Origin of the sequence: Microbispora sp. H10670 (assembly GCF_014161385.1) — a bacterium.
GTDB lineage: Bacteria > Actinomycetota > Actinomycetes > Streptosporangiales > Streptosporangiaceae > Microbispora > Microbispora triticiradicis.
This window is the reverse complement of record NZ_JABBWW010000018.1, coordinates 86424-101128: the sequence shown is the minus strand read 5'-3', so window position 1 is coordinate 101128 and position 14705 is coordinate 86424. Positions and strand designations below refer to the sequence as shown.

The window sequence follows — 14705 nt, the reverse complement described above, 5'->3', positions numbered from 1 at the left end:
CACATGGCACCACCCGACGCGGGCGCCGCCCGCCCGCGCGGGAGGGGCGGCTACTGGCTCTACCTCCTGCCGAGCCTGGTGCTGTTCCTCGCGATCATCGTCGTGCCGTTCCTGATGAACGTCGCGACGAGTTTCACCCGCTGGTCCGGCGTCGGCACCCCCACCTGGATCGGGCTCGACAACTACACGAAGCTCTTCGCGGACGAGCGGTTCTGGGCGTCCTTCCAGCACAACGTCGCGCTGATCGTCGCGATGGCGGTGGTGCCGACGGTCGTCGGCCTGGTGCTGGCCGCCGCGTTGTTCGACTACATCGCCCGGCGGTTCGGCGCCCGTACGGCCTCGGCCCTGCGCGCGGCGTTCTACCTGCCGCAGGTGCTGCCCGTCGCGGTGGCCGGCGTGGTCTGGGGCTGGATGCTGCACCCGTCGTACGGCGCGGTGAACCAGATCTTCGGGCTGAAGGTCAACTGGCTGGGCGACCCCGACCTCGCGCTGGCCACGGTGATGGCGATCATGGTGTGGTTCCAGCTCGGGTACCCGGTCGTCATCTTCATGGCCGGGCTCCAGCGGGTGGACCCCTCGCTGTACGAGGCGGCCGAGATCGACGGCGCCTCCTGGTGGCGCAGGTTCTGGCACATCACGATCCCGCAGATCCGGCCGGAGATCTTCGTGGTCCTGCTGACCTGCACGATCGCGGCGCTCAAGGTGTTCGGCCCGATCTTCGTGCTCACCCGGGGCGGCCCGGGCTCGGCGACGATGGTGCCGTCCTACTTCTCCTACCTGAACTTCTTCCAGAAGGTGAACGTCGGATACGGCTCGGCGATCGCCACCGTGCTCGCCCTGATCATCGTCGTGGTGACCTTCCTCTTCCTGCGTGTCCAGGACCGTGACCAGGAGCGTGACTCGTGACCTCCGATCGCCAGTTCGGCCAGCCGGGGCGCTGGGCGGTCCTCGCGGCGCTGGTCCTGCTCGCGGCCGTGATGCTCGTCCCCTTCGCGATCGTCACGCTCAACGCGTTCAAGTCCCCGGCCGAGTACTCCTCCGGCGGCCCGCTCAGCCTGCCGCACGGGCTGTACCTCGACGGGATCGTCGCCTTCTGGCAGCGCGTCGACTTCGGCCTGAAGCTCTGGAACAGCCTCCTGATCAGCGGCGTCGTCGCGGTCGCCGCGGTGCTGCTGTCGGTGCTCAACGCGTACGCGCTGGGAATCGGCCGGGTCCGCGGCCGGCTGTGGCTGCTCGTGCTCTTCCTGGTCGCCAACACGCTGCCGCAGGAGGCACTCGTCTACCCGCTGTACTACCTGGCGAAGCAGGCCGGGCTGTACGACTCGAGGCTCGCGGTCATACTGATCTTCACGGTGATCCAGGGGGCGTTCGGCACCTACCTGCTCTCGTCGGTGCTCGGGCGGTTCCCCCGGGGGATCCTGGAGGCGGCCGAACTCGACGGGGCGAGCAGGTGGCGGATCCTGTGGGGCATCGTCGTGCCCATCAGCCGCCCGACCCTCATGGTGCTGCTCATCTTCTTCTTCATCTGGACGTGGAACGAGTTCTTCCTGCCCATGGTGTTCCTCATCTCCAACGACAACCAGACCGTGCCGGTCGCCCTCGGCGTCCTGCAGGGCGAGAAGATGATGGACGCCACCATGTCCAGCGCGTCCGCGCTGCTCGGCATCGTGCCGGCCGTGGCCTTCTTCCTGATCTTCCAGCGCACGCTGACCCGCGGCATCACGGTCGGCGCGATCAAGTAACACCCTTCGAGTAACGCGTCACTACCTGACCTGGAGGCGCAATGTCCCATCGCCGTTCGGCGATGCTGTCCGCGTCGGCCGCCCTGGCTCTGGCTCTGAGCCTGGGCGCCGGCCCCGTGCGGGCGGCCGGCGATTATCCGTTCCGAGACCCCTCGCTGCCGCTCGCGCAGCGAGTCGAAGACCTTCTCGGCCGGCTCACGCCGGACGAGAAGGTGTCGATGCTGCACCAGTACGCCCCGGCGATCGACCGCCTCGGCGTCGGCCTGTTCAAGAGCGGCACCGAGGCGCTGCACGGCGTGGCCTGGTCGACCGACATCGACAACAACGGGGCCGTGGTGACCGCCACGGGCACCGTCTTCCCCCAGGCGCTCGGCCTCGCCAGCACCTGGGACCCCGCCCTGATCAAGCGGGTCGGCTCGGCCGTCGGCGACGAGGCCCGCGGCTTCCACGCGCAGAACCCGCGCGTGTGGGGGCTCAACCTGTGGGCGCCCGTCGTCAACCTGCTGCGCGACCCGCGCTGGGGCCGCAACGAGGAGGGCTACTCCGAGGACCCCCTGCTCACCGGCGCCATCTCCACGGCGTACGGATCGGGCATGGAGGGCGACGACCCCGACCACCTGAAGTCGGCGCCCACGCTCAAGCACTACCTGGCGAACAACAACGAGGTCAGCCGGGACGTCACCTCGTCGGAACTGCCGCCGCGGGTCAAGCACGAGTACGACGAGGCGGCGTTCAAACCGGCCATCTCCGCGGACGCGGCGACCGGCGTGATGGCGTCCTACAACCTCGTCAACGGCCGGCCCAACACGGTCAGCCCGGACCTGAACGACGTGGTCCGCTCCTGGACCGCCCGGACCCTGTTCAACGTCTCCGACGCCTGGGCGCCGAACAACCTCGTGCAGAGCGAGAAGTACTACGCCACCCAGGCCGAGGCCGACGCCGCGCTGATCAAGGCGGGCCTGGACAGCATGACCGTCGACGACACCAACGGCGGCCCGACGGTCGCGGCGGTCAAGGAGGCGCTGTCGAAGGGGCTGCTCACCCAGGCGGACGTGGACAACGCCGTCCGGCACCAGCTCAGCATCCGGTTCCGGCTCGGGGAGTTCGACCCCGACGGCGGGCCGTACGGGAAGATCACCAAGGATGTCGTCAACAGCCCGGCGAACCAGAAGCTGAACCGCGAGACCGCGGCCAAGGCCATGGTGCTGCTGAAGAACTCCGGCGGCGCGCTGCCGCTGAAGCCCGGCAAGAAGGTCGCCGTCGTCGGCCCGCTGGCCGACGTCCTCTACACCGACTGGTACTCCGGCGCCCTGCCGTACAAGGTGACCCCGCTCGCCGGGATCAAGGAGCGCGCGAAGGCGGTGGCCTCCTCCGAGGGCGTCGACCGGATCGCCCTGAAGGACGTCGCCACCGGGAAGTACATCAGCGCGCCCGCCGCCGGGGGAGACCTGAAGGAGAGCGCCTCCACGGCCGGCGCGACCGAGCAGTTCGACGCGTTCGACTGGGGCCAGGGCGTGCTGACGCTGCGCAGCGCGGCCAACGGCAAGTACGTCAGCCGGGCCAACTGGGCGACGCTCGCCAACACCGCCGACCAGCCGTCCGGCTGGTTCGTGCAGGAGCAGTTCAAGCTGGAGCAGCAGTCCGACGGCACCTACCTGCTGAGGTACGCCGGCTACGAGACGAGCGAGAGCTGGTTCGGCCCGAACGCGTACGTCAAGGCCGAGGCCGACGGCACGCTCGGCCTGACCACCGCCGACCAGGCCACCCACTACGCCAAGGAGGTCGTCTCCCGCGGCGTGGACGACGCGGTCGCCAAGGCGAAGGCCGCCGACGTGGCGGTCGTCGTGGTCGGCAGCATGCCGTTCATCAACGGCCGCGAGGCGCACGACCGCACCGACATGAACCTCGCCGAGGGCCAGGAGGCCCTGGTCAAGGCGGTGAAGAAGGCCAACCCCAACACGGTCGTGGTGCTGCAGAACAGCTACCCGACGACGATCAACTGGGAGCAGGACAACGTCCCGGCCATCCTGTGGACCACCCACGCGGGCGCCGAGACCGGCCACGGCCTCGCCGACGTGCTGTACGGCGACGTCAACCCGGCGGGACGGCTGACGCAGACGTGGTACCGGTCGGCCGACGAGCTGCCGGGCATCCTCGACTACGACATCGTCAAGAAGGACCGCACCTACCTGTACTACCAGGGCCGGCCCCTCTACCCGTTCGGGTACGGCCTGTCGTACACGTCGTTCGCCTACCAGGGCCTCAAGGCGGTGCCGAAGGGCGACGCGTACGAGGTCTCGGTGAAGGTGACCAACACCGGCTCCCGGGCCGGCGACGAGGTCGTGCAGCTCTACACCCACCAGCACCGGTCGCGGGTGAAGCAGCCGGTCAAGCAGCTGCGCGCGTTCCAGCGGGTGTCGCTGGCGCCCGGGCAGACGAAGACGGTCACGATGACCGTGAAGAAGGCCGACCTCGCTCTGTGGGACGTCACGCGGAACAAGTGGACGGTCGAGAACGCGACCCACGACGTCCTCGTGGGATCGTCGTCGGCGGCCATCCGCCAGCGCTCGACGATCAACGTCAGGGGTGAGGACATCCCGCACCGCGACCTGTCGAAGACCACCCGGGCGATCGACTTCGACGACTACTCGGGCGTCCACCTGGTCGACGAGACCAAGGTCCGCGGTGACGCCGTCGCGGGCGCGGACGACGGCTGGATCTCGTTCAAGGACGTCCAGCTCCGCAAGCCGGCGAAGGCGACCGTGGGTGTGGCCTCCGCGACCGGCGGGAAGATCGAGGTGCGCCTCGGCTCCCCGGACGGCGCCAGAGTGGCGACGATCCCGGTCGCCGCGACCGGCGGCGTCTACCAGTGGGCCGCCGCCACCGCTCCGGTCTCCGGCGCGAACGGCGTGAAGGACGTGTACCTGGTCTTCACCGGGGACGTCCGGGTCAAGGACCTCACCCTGAGCTGAGTCTCACGCGGCAGGACCGGACCCTGAATCGAGGACGCCTCGCGGGTGAGCACCGCCCACCCGCGGGGCGTCCCGTCGTGCGGCGGCCGGCCGCCGTCATCGCTGCCGTCACCACCGCCGTCACCGCCGCCGTCACCATCGGCCGGAGCGGGACACCCACGCGTTCTGGTTGAACCAGCAGCGGCCGCCCCGCCGCCTGCAGACGTTGCCCTGGGAGTTGCCGTTGCCGTTCACGCCGATCGTGGCCTGCTGCAGGCCGTTCGCGTTCTTGAGGCTGCCGACCACCATGTAGTTTCCGTGGACTCTGCCGTTGCCCACGGTGATGCGGGATCCGTTGGCGTTGTTGTCGGGTCCCACGAAGCCTCCGCCTCCGTGTCCGCCGCGGGACATCGGCACGGACATCGGCACGGCGTACGCGGCGGACGTGAGACCTGCGAGATCGGACAGGGAGCCGATCGCGAGGCCCGCGCCGAGGACCGCCGCGACCGCGACGCACCGGCGCCGGGCCGCCCGGGTGAGCGCGTCGCGCGCAGCATGCACCTTCATCTCCGCCGGCTCCGCTCCCTCTGGTGGATGTGCGAACGTGTCGCCTCCTGCGACCGCATTCGCGACATACCCCGATACGCGGGATCGCTCCCGGTCCAGGTCGAGCCCCGACGCAGTGGATACCGTTCCTTTCCCGGCAGGGGGCGGCTTACGGGCATTCGTCCCATTCGTGCGACGCCGGTCAGGCCGGTGTCAGCACGTCCAGCGCCTTGTGGTCCTCGCCCACCCCCGGGAGGAGCACGGCGTCCCCGGAGGAGTTCCTCGTGCGCAGGGGCAGGATCTCCTGGTAGGCGGGCGACCGGTACCAGGCCCTCGCCGCGTCGAGGTCGGGGAACTCGATGACGATGAGGGTCTGCGGCCAGCTGCCCTCGAGAAGCTCGGCCTCGCCGCCGTGGATGACGAAACGGCCGCCGAACGGCTCCAGCGTGGCGTCGATGCGCCGCAGGTACTCGACGATGTCCGCGCCGACGGTGACGTCGCGGAGCTGGGCGATGGCGTAGGCGGGCATGGTTCCTCCTGTGGTCCGGCGGCGGTGCCGGGGACGCTCGTCCCCTCCTGGTCCCGAGCATGTCCCAGGCGGGTCGCGGAGGCGATGACCCGTGAGGTAACGCCCGGGCGGCGGGGTCGTCCGCGTCTCGCCCGTCGGACGGGACCCGCGATAAGGAGGGCGATCGATCACGCTTTCGCTATTCTCCCCGTTATGGCCGAATCGCTGGGGGAGCCACTGGCCTCGCGATACCACCTGCTGCGCCCGCTGGGCTCCGGCGGCATGGGCCGGGTATGGCTGGCCAGGGACCCGGTGCTGGACCGCGAGGTGGCGGTCAAGGAACTGCGCCTCCCGGACGGCCTCGGCGACCGCGAGCGGGCCGAGCTCGTCGCCAGGGTCATGCGTGAGGCCGAGGTCACCGCGCGGGTGCGGCACCCCGGGATCGTCGCGCTGCACGACGTGCTCGTCCAGGACGGCAGGCCGTGGATCGTCATGGAACTGCTCCGCGGGCGGGATCTCGCCGCGCAGGTCGCCTCGTACGGGCCGCTGCCGTACCGGCAGGTGGCCGATCTCGGCGCGCGGGTCCTGGACGCGCTGTCGGCCGCGCACGCGCAGGGTGTGCAGCACCGGGACGTCAAGCCGGGCAACGTCTTCCTGTCCGCCGACGGCCGGGTGGTCCTCACGGACTTCGGCATCGCCCGGCCCGCCGGCCAGGCGTCGATCACCGAGGCGGGGCTGCTCGTCGGCTCACCGGGGTTCATCGCGCCCGAACGGCTCGCGGGCGACCGCGGAGGCCCGGCCGCCGACCTGTGGTCGCTGGCGGCCACGCTCTACACGGCGGTCGAGGGCGTCCCGCCGCACCAGGGCACCCAGGCCGAGGTGATCGCGGCGACGCTCACCCGGGACCCCCGGCCGCCGGTGCTCGCGGGGCCGCTCGGCCCGGTGCTGACCCGGATGCTGGCGCGCGACCCCGCGCACCGCCCGGACACGGGCGCGGCGCTCGCCACGCTGCGCCGGATCGCCGACGGCGGCACGCCCGGCCCGGAGGCCGGCGCCGGCGCCCCCACCGGGCCCGTACGCCGCCGCCGGTGGTGGATCGCGGCCGTGGCCCTCGCCGTGGCGGCCGCCGCGGTGCCCCTGACGGCGTACGGGCTGCGGGACGGCGAGCCCGGCCCGCCCCCGCCGCGGGTCTCGCCGGTCTTCACCCGTGCCGTGGACCTGTGCCGGGCGCTGTCCGGCGCGCAGGTGCGCCGGTTACTGGGCGCCCCGGCGGACCCGCACCCGGAGAAGGCGGGCTGCCAGTGGGCCGTCACGGGCGCGGGCGTCGAGCTGGGCGCCGAGACCGACTCCGACACCCCGGAACCCTGGGCGCTGGACCTGGCCTCCGCGCGGACGCTCATGCAGGGACTGCGCCGCCAGTACGCCTCGGGGCCGCGCGACGGCGACCTCATCTGGTACGAGGTCGGGCTCAACCAGAAGACCCAGGTCATCGAGTCGGCCGCGCGGGACGTGCCGGGGCTGGCCGACGAGGCCTTCGCCGTCGACGTCACCACGCCGGAGGGCACGGCGAAGGCCGCCTGGGTGTACTTCCGGCTCGGCGACCTCGTGGCCGTGCTGCGGTACGCCCACCTGGACGTGACGTCCCCGGCCGGACTGCGGGACGAGGCGGTCGCGACGGCCCGGTCGGCCGCGGGCGGCCTGAGCGGGCTGGCGTAGCCGTGGAGGTGCTCGCCGGGCGGTACCGCCTCACCGAACGGCTCGGTGAGGGCGGCGGCGGCACGGTCTGGCGCGCCCACGACGAGCTGCTGCGCCGCGAGGTGGCGATCAAGCAGCTCCGCATCCCGCCGGACCTGGACGACCGGCGGCTCGCCGAGTTCCTCGGGCGGGCCGTCGACGAGGCACGTGCGGCGGGGCGGCTCAGTCACCCCTCGATCGTGACGATCCACGACGTCGTCGGGCACGCCGGCCGGCCGTGGATCGTCATGGACCTGGTGCCCGGCCGTTCTCTCGACAAGATCATTCGAGAGCACGGGCCGCTGCCCTCCGAGCGGGTCGCGGAGATCGGGCTGGCCGTGCTCGACGCGCTGGAGGCGGCCCACTCGCGGGGCGTCCTGCACCGGGACGTGAAGCCGGCCAACGTGCTGATCGGGCCGGACGGCCGGGCCCTGCTCACCGACTTCGGCATCGCCGCCCCGATGGGCGAGGGCGGCGCCTCCTGGCGCAGCTCGGCCGGGTCGCCCGCCTACATGGCGCCGGAGCGGTTCCGGGACGAGCCCGACGGGCCCGCCTCGGACCTGTGGTCCCTCGGGGCCACGCTCTACACGGCGGCCGAGGGCGAGACGCCCTTCCACCGTCCCACTGCCGCCGCGCTCGTCGCCGCCGTCCTGCTCCACGAGCCTCCGCCGATGGCGCGGGCGTCCCGGGTGCTGGCCTGGATCGTGCACGCACTGCTCGACAAGGACCCGGCACGGCGCCCGCCGCCCGAGGTCGTACGGCAGGCCCTGCGCGCCGCCGCCGCGCCGCCCGCCCCCGCCGCACGGTCCGCCCGGTCGTGGCGCCTGGCCGTCGTGGCGGCCCTGGTGATCGTGACCGGCCTGGCGGCGGGACTCGGCGCCTGGCTCCTGACGTCGGGACGGGACGAGGGCGGCGGGCGCTTCAATGCCGTCCCCGACGCCTGCCGCAGCCTCACCGACGCGCAGATCCGCGACCTCCTCGGCGCGGCGCCCCGCCCGGAGCCCGCGCGGGGCCAGGGGAGCGAGGGCGGGGGAGGCGGGCGGCAGGGCGGAGACGGCGGGGACGGCGCGAGCGGTTGCGAGTGGACCGAGCGCGTCAGCGGGCACGCGGGGACGATCACCGTCGGCTTCCGGCTCCCCGGCGACGGCGCGGGCGAGGCGGCCGCCGCCCGCGACCTCGCCTCGGAGCGCGCGGCCCGGGGCGCCGCGGCGCGCGACCGCCCGGGGATCGCCGACGAGGCGTTCGCCTGCGACACGGCCGACCCCGGAGCCGGGACCACCGGCGCCACGGTCTGGTTCCGCCTCAGCAACCTCGTCGTCGAGGTGGCCTATCGGCGCACCGGCGACCCGGCGGTCACCCAGGCCGACCGGGGCACCGCCGAGCGCGCCGCCGAACTCGTCGGCATCGGGCTCGGCTGAAGTCGCCCCATTCGACCCTCCCGTTCGCACCCCCTGTAGGAGACGAGATGACCAGCGGTGACGACAGGCCCGGCGGCCCCGGCGGGATCCCGCCCGAGGACCGGCCCTCGCGAGGCGGGCCGCCGTACCCGCCGCCCTACGGCGCCGCCCAGCCCGGCCCGCCGCAGGGTCCGCCCCCGGGCCCGCCGGGTGGTTATCCGGGTTCCCCGCAGGGTCCGCCCCCGGGCCCGCCGGGTGGTTATCCGGGTTCCCCGCAGGGTCCGCCGCCGGGCCCGCCGGGTGGTTATCCGGGTTCCCCGCAGGGTCCGCCGCCGGGCGGGCAGCCCGGCCAGCACCAGGGCCCTCCGCAGGGCCCGCCGCAGGGCCCGCCGCCGGGCGGGCAGCCCGGGCCCTATCCCGGTCCGCGGCCGGACGCCTCACCCCCAGGGCCGCCCCCGCCGCAGCAGTACCCGCCGCAGTACTCCCAGCCGTACCCCGGGCAGTACCCGCAGCAGTCCGGCCCGCCCTCGCAGCAGTACGGGCAGGCGCCGTACCAGTCCGGGCAGCAGCAGTACGGGCAGTACGGCCAGTACGGGCAGGGGTGGCAGGCGGTGACGCCGCCTCCGCCGGAGTTGTGGCAGATGCCGACGCAGCCGTCGGCCCCGCCGCGGCGGGGATGGGTGCTGCCCGTGGTGGCGGTCGGAGCCGTGCTGCTGGTGGCCGGGGGCACCTTCACGTTCATGACCGTGCGGCAGGGCTCGACCCCCTCCCGGCCGGTGGCGACCCCGGGCCGGCCGGTCGCCTCGTCCACCACGGCCCCGCCACAGGCGGCGGCCGCGGACGTGTGCGCGATGCTCGACCCCGCCGAGGCAGAGCGCCTCGTGCCACGTGCCGAGATCAACTCGTCGAGCAACGACAACCGCGGCGGCACCCTCGTCAGCTACGTCCGGTGGACCTGCGAATGGGTGAACCGGAACATCTCCTACAAGGACGTCACCCGCAGGCGCGAGATCACGGTGAACGTGTCCAAGTTCGACGCGCTCGGGACGACCACCGCCGAAGAGGCGGCGCGCGTCCAGTACAACGGGGAGCTCAGCCAGTACAAGTACGGCGCGACCCACTCCGACAAGGAGCACTACTACTCGAAGCCAAGGGAGTTCCGGGAGATAGGGAACGGAGCCGTCGCCCGCTACCAGTGGACGCGGGAGGGCAAGGAGTACTGGTACTCGTTCGGCGAGGGGGCCGGCCGCGTCGGCGACGTGTACTTCCAGGTGAAGTTCGAGGCGAGCCAGAAGAAGAAGGAGGCGGACTTCCTCTCGGCCGAGTCCACCCAGTCGATCACAGAGGAGAACGCCCTGCGCGAGGTGAAGGGACTGCTCGCCCAGGTCGCGAAGTCGGTGACCGCCTGGCGGGCGGGGCAGCCGCTGCCCTACCACGCGCGTCCCAAGCCGAGCCCCTCGCCGTCGCCCTCGCCGACCCGCATCCCCTTGCCGAAGGCCTGCGTGAACCTCAAGTCGCTGGCCGCCGGCCTGGTGCCGGCGACCGAGGGCGCGGCGGCGCGGAGCAAGGAGGGCAACTCGATCGTCACGCAGTGTCAGTGGTGGAACGACGCGCTTCCGCTCGGCGGAGGCAAGGTCCGGTGGCGCAACCTGCGCATCGCCGTGCACACCTTCTGGGACGCCGAGTCCGCCCGCTACTACCTCGTCGACGAACGCTCGAAGACCAAGTTCACGGAGAGCAGCCGGATCGGCGGCATCCGGTGGGGCAAGGTGGAGAAGCTGAGCGGCTTCGGGCAGGACGCCTTCGGCCAGGCGATCCGGCAGCGTACGGACACGGCCCAGTCCAACCGGTACGAGATCTACGCGCTCGACGGCAAGACCGTCGTGTGGGTGTTGTTCGGCGGCAGCGACCGTCCGGAGAAGACGCCGATCAACGCGGCCGGTTCCGAGCTCATGGACCCGAAGGAGGCCGCCGCCGGGGCCAAGTCGGTGGCGAAGGCCCTGCTCGACGCCCTGTGACGTGACGCCCTGGCGACGTCATGCCCAGTGGCCTGGTGACCTGGGATGGCGGTGTTCGTCCGGGATCGCGCGGGTATCTCCCCCCTCGACCGCGAGTCGACGGGGGGACGACCATGGCTACGTGTGAGGTATGCGGCAACGACTACGACATGGCCTTCGAGGTGCACACCCAGGGGGTGGTGCACGTCTTCGACAGTTTCGAGTGCGCCATCAGCCGGATGGCTCCCGTGTGCGAGCACTGCGGGTGCCGGATCGTGGGCCACGGCGCGGAGTACGACGGCCGCTGGTTCTGCTGCGCGCACTGCGCCCGGCAGGAGGGCGCGACCAGGATCGTCGACAGGGAGGTCACCGGGGCCGGCATGCGCTGACCGGTGGTCACGGTTCGAAGGCGACGAGGCGGATGACGAGGAATCCCTCGCCTTCGGGCTTGGGAGGGAGTGTCGCACCGGGCACGGCCTCGAACACCTCCGGGTGCTCGTCCCGGGTCACCACCCCGAACAGGTCGTCCGGCGAGGCGACGCCGAGCCTCAGCGCGCGCCTCGCGACGGCGTGGACACCACCGCCCGCCTCCAGTTCGGCGGCGACCGCCTCCGCCGCCGACCGGCTGGACACGCGCAGGCGCGCCACCCGCGCCCGCTCCGGAGGGGCCGACCTGGCACGGAGATAGTCTTCGATCTCCCACACGAGTAGTTCGCCGAGATAGTGCGACTTATCCCTCTTCACGATGACCAGGGTCGCCTGTCGCGTTTGCTTCTCGTTTGCACTCCGGTTGCCCCACCGGCCGCCGGCACCAATCCGGCACCGGGCCGAGACCGGGGCGGCATCGGCCCCCCCCACCGGGCCCGCGCCGGGTCGTGGCGTCGGCTCCGGCCGCACACGTGCGGCGGCACGGCCCCTGGATTCACGTGCCGCCTCACGGTAGGCTTTAGTTAGTTCCATAGCCAAACAAATAGCCAAACAATTGCGGAGGAGCGGGTGCCACCAGGGTACCGGGGAGGCGCTGGGACCGGTGGCCGGCGCCGAGCCGCGCGTCACGGAGCCGGAGTGGCCGTCCGTACCGTCCATGTCATGTCGGATTGCGCGCAATTGCGGCATGATGAGCCCAAGCGGGAACGAGGCGGGCAGTGATCACTTCGCACAACGGGCCACAGCCGGCCGACTTCACGGACGTACGGGCGACCAACCTCGCCGTCGTGCTGCGGTTCGTCCGTGAGAACGCTCCCTGCTCCCGCGCCGACATCGCCGCCTCGACGGGACTCAACAAGGCCACCGTGTCCAGCCTCGTCGCCGACCTCATCGACCGGCGCCTGCTGCGCGAGACCGGCCTGACCGAGCACCGGGTCGGCCGCCCCGCCACCATGCTCGTCCTGGACGGCTCGCCGTACGCCGCGATCGGGATCGAGATCAACGTCGACTACATCACGGCGGTCGCCGTGGACCTCAAGGGCGAGGAACTGCTCAACTGGCGGCGCTCCTTCCCCGGGGGGACCTCGGGACCGGGGCAGGCCGTCGTCGCGATGGCGGCGCTGGCCCGCCGGGTCGTCAGCCGGATGACCAAGGAGGCCCGTCAGGTGCTCGGCCTGACGGTGGCCGTCCCCGGCCTCGTGGACGTCGACGGCATCGTGCGGGTCGCCCCCAACCTGGGCTGGCGCGACGCCGACCTGGCCGGTGACCTCACAAAGGCGCTGCGCGACCCCGGCTTCCCCGTACTGGTCGACAACGACGCCAATCTCGCCGCGCTGGCCGAGCACCGGTTCGGGCCCCACCGCAACGCCGCCAACCTCGTGTACGTCACCGGCGAAATGGGCGTGGGCGCGGGCATCGTGCTGGACGGCCGCCTCCGGCGGGGCGGGCAGGGGTACAGCGGCGAGATCGGGCACCTCGAACTCGACCCCGCCGGGCCCGTCTGCCGCTGCGGCCGCCGCGGCTGCCTGGAGGCCGTCGCCGGAGTCGGCGCGATTCTCGCCCACACGGCTCCCGACGCCTCGCCGTCCGATCTCGAACTCGAGATCGACGAGGTCGTACGGCGAGCGCGGAACGACGACCGGGAGGTCCTCGCGCTGCTGGAGAACCTCGGACGCCACCTCGGCCGGGGGATGGCGGCCGTGGCCAACCTGCTCAACCCGGAGGTCGTGATCCTCGGCGGCTACTACGTGCCGCTCGCCCCCTGGCTTGTCGGGTGCGCAGAGGAGGAGATGTACGGAAGGGTGCTCGCCCCCGGCGGGGGCGGCTGCCGCCTGGAGGTCTCCACCCTCGGATACGGCGCCGCCGCGCTCGGGGCGGCCGCGCGGGTGCTGGACTCGGTCGACTCCGGCCGCCTGCCCGCCCAGCGCTGACCCGCGCGCAGCCGCCGCCCCTGCCGACGCCCCTGCCGACGCCCCTGCCCCTGCCGTCTGCTCTGCCGTCTGCCATGCCGGAGCGGCATCGGCCGGAGCGGAAGCCGCTCCGATGTCGCGGGGCGGCGAACCAAGCGGGTGTGTGAGGCGTCGAATGAGGTCACACCGAGGAATTGGAAAATGATGAACACTCGCCTGCTCTCCGCCGCCGTGCTCGCCGCCGCGCTGGTCGCTCCCGTGGCCGCCGCCGCTCCGGCCGGGGCCGCCGCCGCGCCGAAGCCCCTCGCCGGGGTCGCCGTCTACATGTCCCCGAGCGGCTCGATCAGCCGGTACGAGCCGGGCAGGGGCTTCACGAAGACGGGCACCAGGCCGCCGATCGGCCAGTTCTCCGCATCCCCCGACGGCCGGAAGGTCGCCTACATCGGCGAGGGCGGGAAGGTGCGGGTACAGATCGGCCGCACGGTGAAGACGGTGGCCAAGGGCGCCCAGTATCTGGGGCCGTGCCTCACCCCCGCCTGGTCGCCCGACTCGGCACAGGTCGCGTTCGTGACCGAGGGGCGGGGCGAGGACGGACGGGTCGTCGTCGTCAACGCGGACGGCACCCACCGCCGCACCGCCGGCAGCACGCGTGGTGTCTGTCACCTGACGTGGTCCGCCAACGGCCGCTACCTCGCCGGGTACGCCGGGACGACCGAAGGCGTCTATCGGTTCGACCTCGAAACCGGCAGATCGATCAAGGCCAGGGGTATCGGCCTCGCCAACCACGTGCAGAGCCTGTCGCCCGACGGGATGAAGGTCGTCGTGGCGCCGCTGTCGCGGAACGCGCCCGCGGGCGACGGCTCCTGGCCGGAGTACTTCTCCCCGTCGGTCGTCGACATCGTCACCGGGAAGAAGGTCCCCATCCCGGTGAAGGGCTCGCTGATCGGCGCCTTCTACCTGCGGGACGGCCGCCTGGCCGTCCGGGTCGCCGGACGCACCGCCAACACCCTGGTCGTGCTGGACGCCGGCGGCAGGCAGGTGCAGCGCCTGGCCGAGCCGGCCGCCGCCAAGCGGCAGGCGCTGCTGCAGATCGTCCGCTGACCGGCATCCCCAGGCGGCCACGGAGCGGCCGACGCGGAAACCCTCACCCGGAAAACCCTCACGCGGGGCAGGTCGGCCCGGCGGCGTCGTCCACCAGCGCGTACGCCGCGGCGAGCAGGCCGGGCGACGCGAGCGCCGCGTCGCCGAATCTAGTCGCTGAACCTAAGGGCGCTGAACAGAACGGGCGCGGACCCCGGCCGGAAGTACGGCCGGGGTCCGCGCCCGTCCCCGTGCGACCCTTCTTCCGGTGATCCGTCTCGCCGCGTACGCTCGCCGCAGGGCCCGCGTACGGGACTGAAATCGCGGTGAAACAGGCGAGACGCGGGTCTTGACCTGAGACGAGGGAAAGGGCAATCTTCCGGATAAGCCCGTATTTACACACCGGAAACGTCC

At 72.3% G+C, this 14705-nt stretch carries 12 protein-coding genes; 9 read left to right on the top strand and 3 right to left on the bottom strand.

Features of this window, described 5'->3' with window-relative positions:
- Positions 1 to 3 precede the first annotated feature (3 nt).
- Genes HHX33_RS23670 through HHX33_RS23660 form a run of 3 tightly spaced genes read left to right on the top strand, consistent with a single transcriptional unit; the run spans position 4 to position 4714 of the window.
- Positions 4 to 906: a carbohydrate ABC transporter permease gene (locus HHX33_RS23670; protein WP_138462585.1), complete on the top strand. Its 903-nt coding sequence runs from the start codon at positions 4 to 6 to the stop codon at positions 904 to 906.
- On the top strand, positions 903 to 1742 hold the full coding sequence (locus HHX33_RS23665) for a carbohydrate ABC transporter permease (protein ID WP_244302313.1): 840 nt from the start codon (positions 903 to 905) through the stop codon (positions 1740 to 1742). The genes HHX33_RS23670 and HHX33_RS23665 overlap by 4 nt, the downstream gene beginning before the upstream one ends.
- 41 nt (positions 1743 to 1783) lie before the next feature.
- Complete coding sequence (locus HHX33_RS23660; protein ID WP_182876547.1) at positions 1784 to 4714, top strand: glycoside hydrolase family 3 protein; 2931 nt, start codon at positions 1784 to 1786, stop codon at positions 4712 to 4714.
- A gap of 132 nt (positions 4715 to 4846) precedes the next feature.
- Here HHX33_RS23660 and HHX33_RS23655 read toward each other — a convergent pair whose 3' ends face one another.
- Together HHX33_RS23655 and HHX33_RS23650 are read right to left on the bottom strand one after the other, a co-directional pair.
- The gene (locus HHX33_RS23655) at positions 4847 to 5260 is read right to left on the bottom strand and encodes a hypothetical protein (RefSeq protein WP_182876546.1); all 414 of its coding nucleotides are present in this window, start codon (positions 5258 to 5260) and stop codon (positions 4847 to 4849) included.
- Between the two features lie 181 nt (positions 5261 to 5441).
- On the bottom strand, positions 5442 to 5768 hold the full coding sequence (locus tag HHX33_RS23650; RefSeq protein ID WP_182876545.1) for a DUF1330 domain-containing protein: 327 nt from the start codon (positions 5766 to 5768) through the stop codon (positions 5442 to 5444).
- Between the two features lie 192 nt (positions 5769 to 5960).
- Here HHX33_RS23650 and HHX33_RS23645 point away from each other — a divergent pair, with 192 nt between their 5' ends.
- The 4 genes from HHX33_RS23645 (at position 5961) to HHX33_RS23630 (ending at position 11264) form a co-directional block, all read left to right on the top strand.
- Positions 5961 to 7463: a serine/threonine-protein kinase gene (locus HHX33_RS23645; protein ID WP_182876544.1), complete on the top strand. Its 1503-nt coding sequence runs from the start codon at positions 5961 to 5963 to the stop codon at positions 7461 to 7463.
- A gap of 2 nt (positions 7464 to 7465) precedes the next feature.
- On the top strand, positions 7466 to 8899 hold the full coding sequence (locus HHX33_RS23640) for a serine/threonine-protein kinase (protein WP_182876543.1): 1434 nt from the start codon (positions 7466 to 7468) through the stop codon (positions 8897 to 8899).
- Between the two features lie 47 nt (positions 8900 to 8946).
- Positions 8947 to 10896, top strand: coding sequence for a hypothetical protein (locus HHX33_RS37350; RefSeq protein ID WP_182876542.1), 1950 nt, complete (start codon positions 8947 to 8949; stop codon positions 10894 to 10896).
- 113 nt (positions 10897 to 11009) lie between these two features.
- Positions 11010 to 11264: a hypothetical protein gene (locus tag HHX33_RS23630; protein ID WP_117408758.1), complete on the top strand. Its 255-nt coding sequence runs from the start codon at positions 11010 to 11012 to the stop codon at positions 11262 to 11264.
- A gap of 7 nt (positions 11265 to 11271) precedes the next feature.
- On the opposite strand, the gene HHX33_RS23625 is transcribed toward HHX33_RS23630, so the two are convergent.
- A complete protein-coding gene (locus HHX33_RS23625; RefSeq protein ID WP_133306092.1) occupies positions 11272 to 11619 on the bottom strand; it encodes a hypothetical protein in 348 nt (115 codons plus the stop codon).
- A gap of 401 nt (positions 11620 to 12020) precedes the next feature.
- Between HHX33_RS23625 and HHX33_RS23620 the strand changes: the two genes are divergently transcribed.
- Together HHX33_RS23620 and HHX33_RS23615 are read left to right on the top strand one after the other, a co-directional pair.
- The gene (locus tag HHX33_RS23620; protein WP_117408756.1) at positions 12021 to 13232 is read left to right on the top strand and encodes an ROK family transcriptional regulator; all 1212 of its coding nucleotides are present in this window, start codon (positions 12021 to 12023) and stop codon (positions 13230 to 13232) included.
- Positions 13233 to 13412: 180 nt separating this feature from the next.
- Positions 13413 to 14312, top strand: a complete 900-nt coding sequence (locus tag HHX33_RS23615) for a hypothetical protein (protein ID WP_182876541.1) — start codon at positions 13413 to 13415, stop codon at positions 14310 to 14312.
- Positions 14313 to 14705: the final 393 nt, after the last annotated feature.

What these genes read in the sequence shown, in the direction of transcription:
- HHX33_RS23670 (WP_138462585.1), top strand. Translation starts at nt 4, where the DNA reads ATGGCACCACCCGACGCGGGCGCCGCCCGCCCGCGCGGGAGGGGCGGC.
- HHX33_RS23660 (WP_182876547.1), top strand. Translation starts at nt 1,784, where the DNA reads ATGTCCCATCGCCGTTCGGCGATGCTGTCCGCGTCGGCCGCCCTGGCT.
- HHX33_RS23655 (WP_182876546.1), bottom strand. Translation starts at nt 5,260, where the DNA reads ATGAAGGTGCATGCTGCGCGCGACGCGCTCACCCGGGCGGCCCGGCGC.
- HHX33_RS23650 (WP_182876545.1), bottom strand. Translation starts at nt 5,768, where the DNA reads ATGCCCGCCTACGCCATCGCCCAGCTCCGCGACGTCACCGTCGGCGCG.
- HHX33_RS23645 (WP_182876544.1), top strand. Translation starts at nt 5,961, where the DNA reads ATGGCCGAATCGCTGGGGGAGCCACTGGCCTCGCGATACCACCTGCTG.
- HHX33_RS37350 (WP_182876542.1), top strand. Translation starts at nt 8,947, where the DNA reads ATGACCAGCGGTGACGACAGGCCCGGCGGCCCCGGCGGGATCCCGCCC.
- HHX33_RS23630 (WP_117408758.1), top strand. Translation starts at nt 11,010, where the DNA reads ATGGCTACGTGTGAGGTATGCGGCAACGACTACGACATGGCCTTCGAG.
- HHX33_RS23615 (WP_182876541.1), top strand. Translation starts at nt 13,413, where the DNA reads ATGATGAACACTCGCCTGCTCTCCGCCGCCGTGCTCGCCGCCGCGCTG.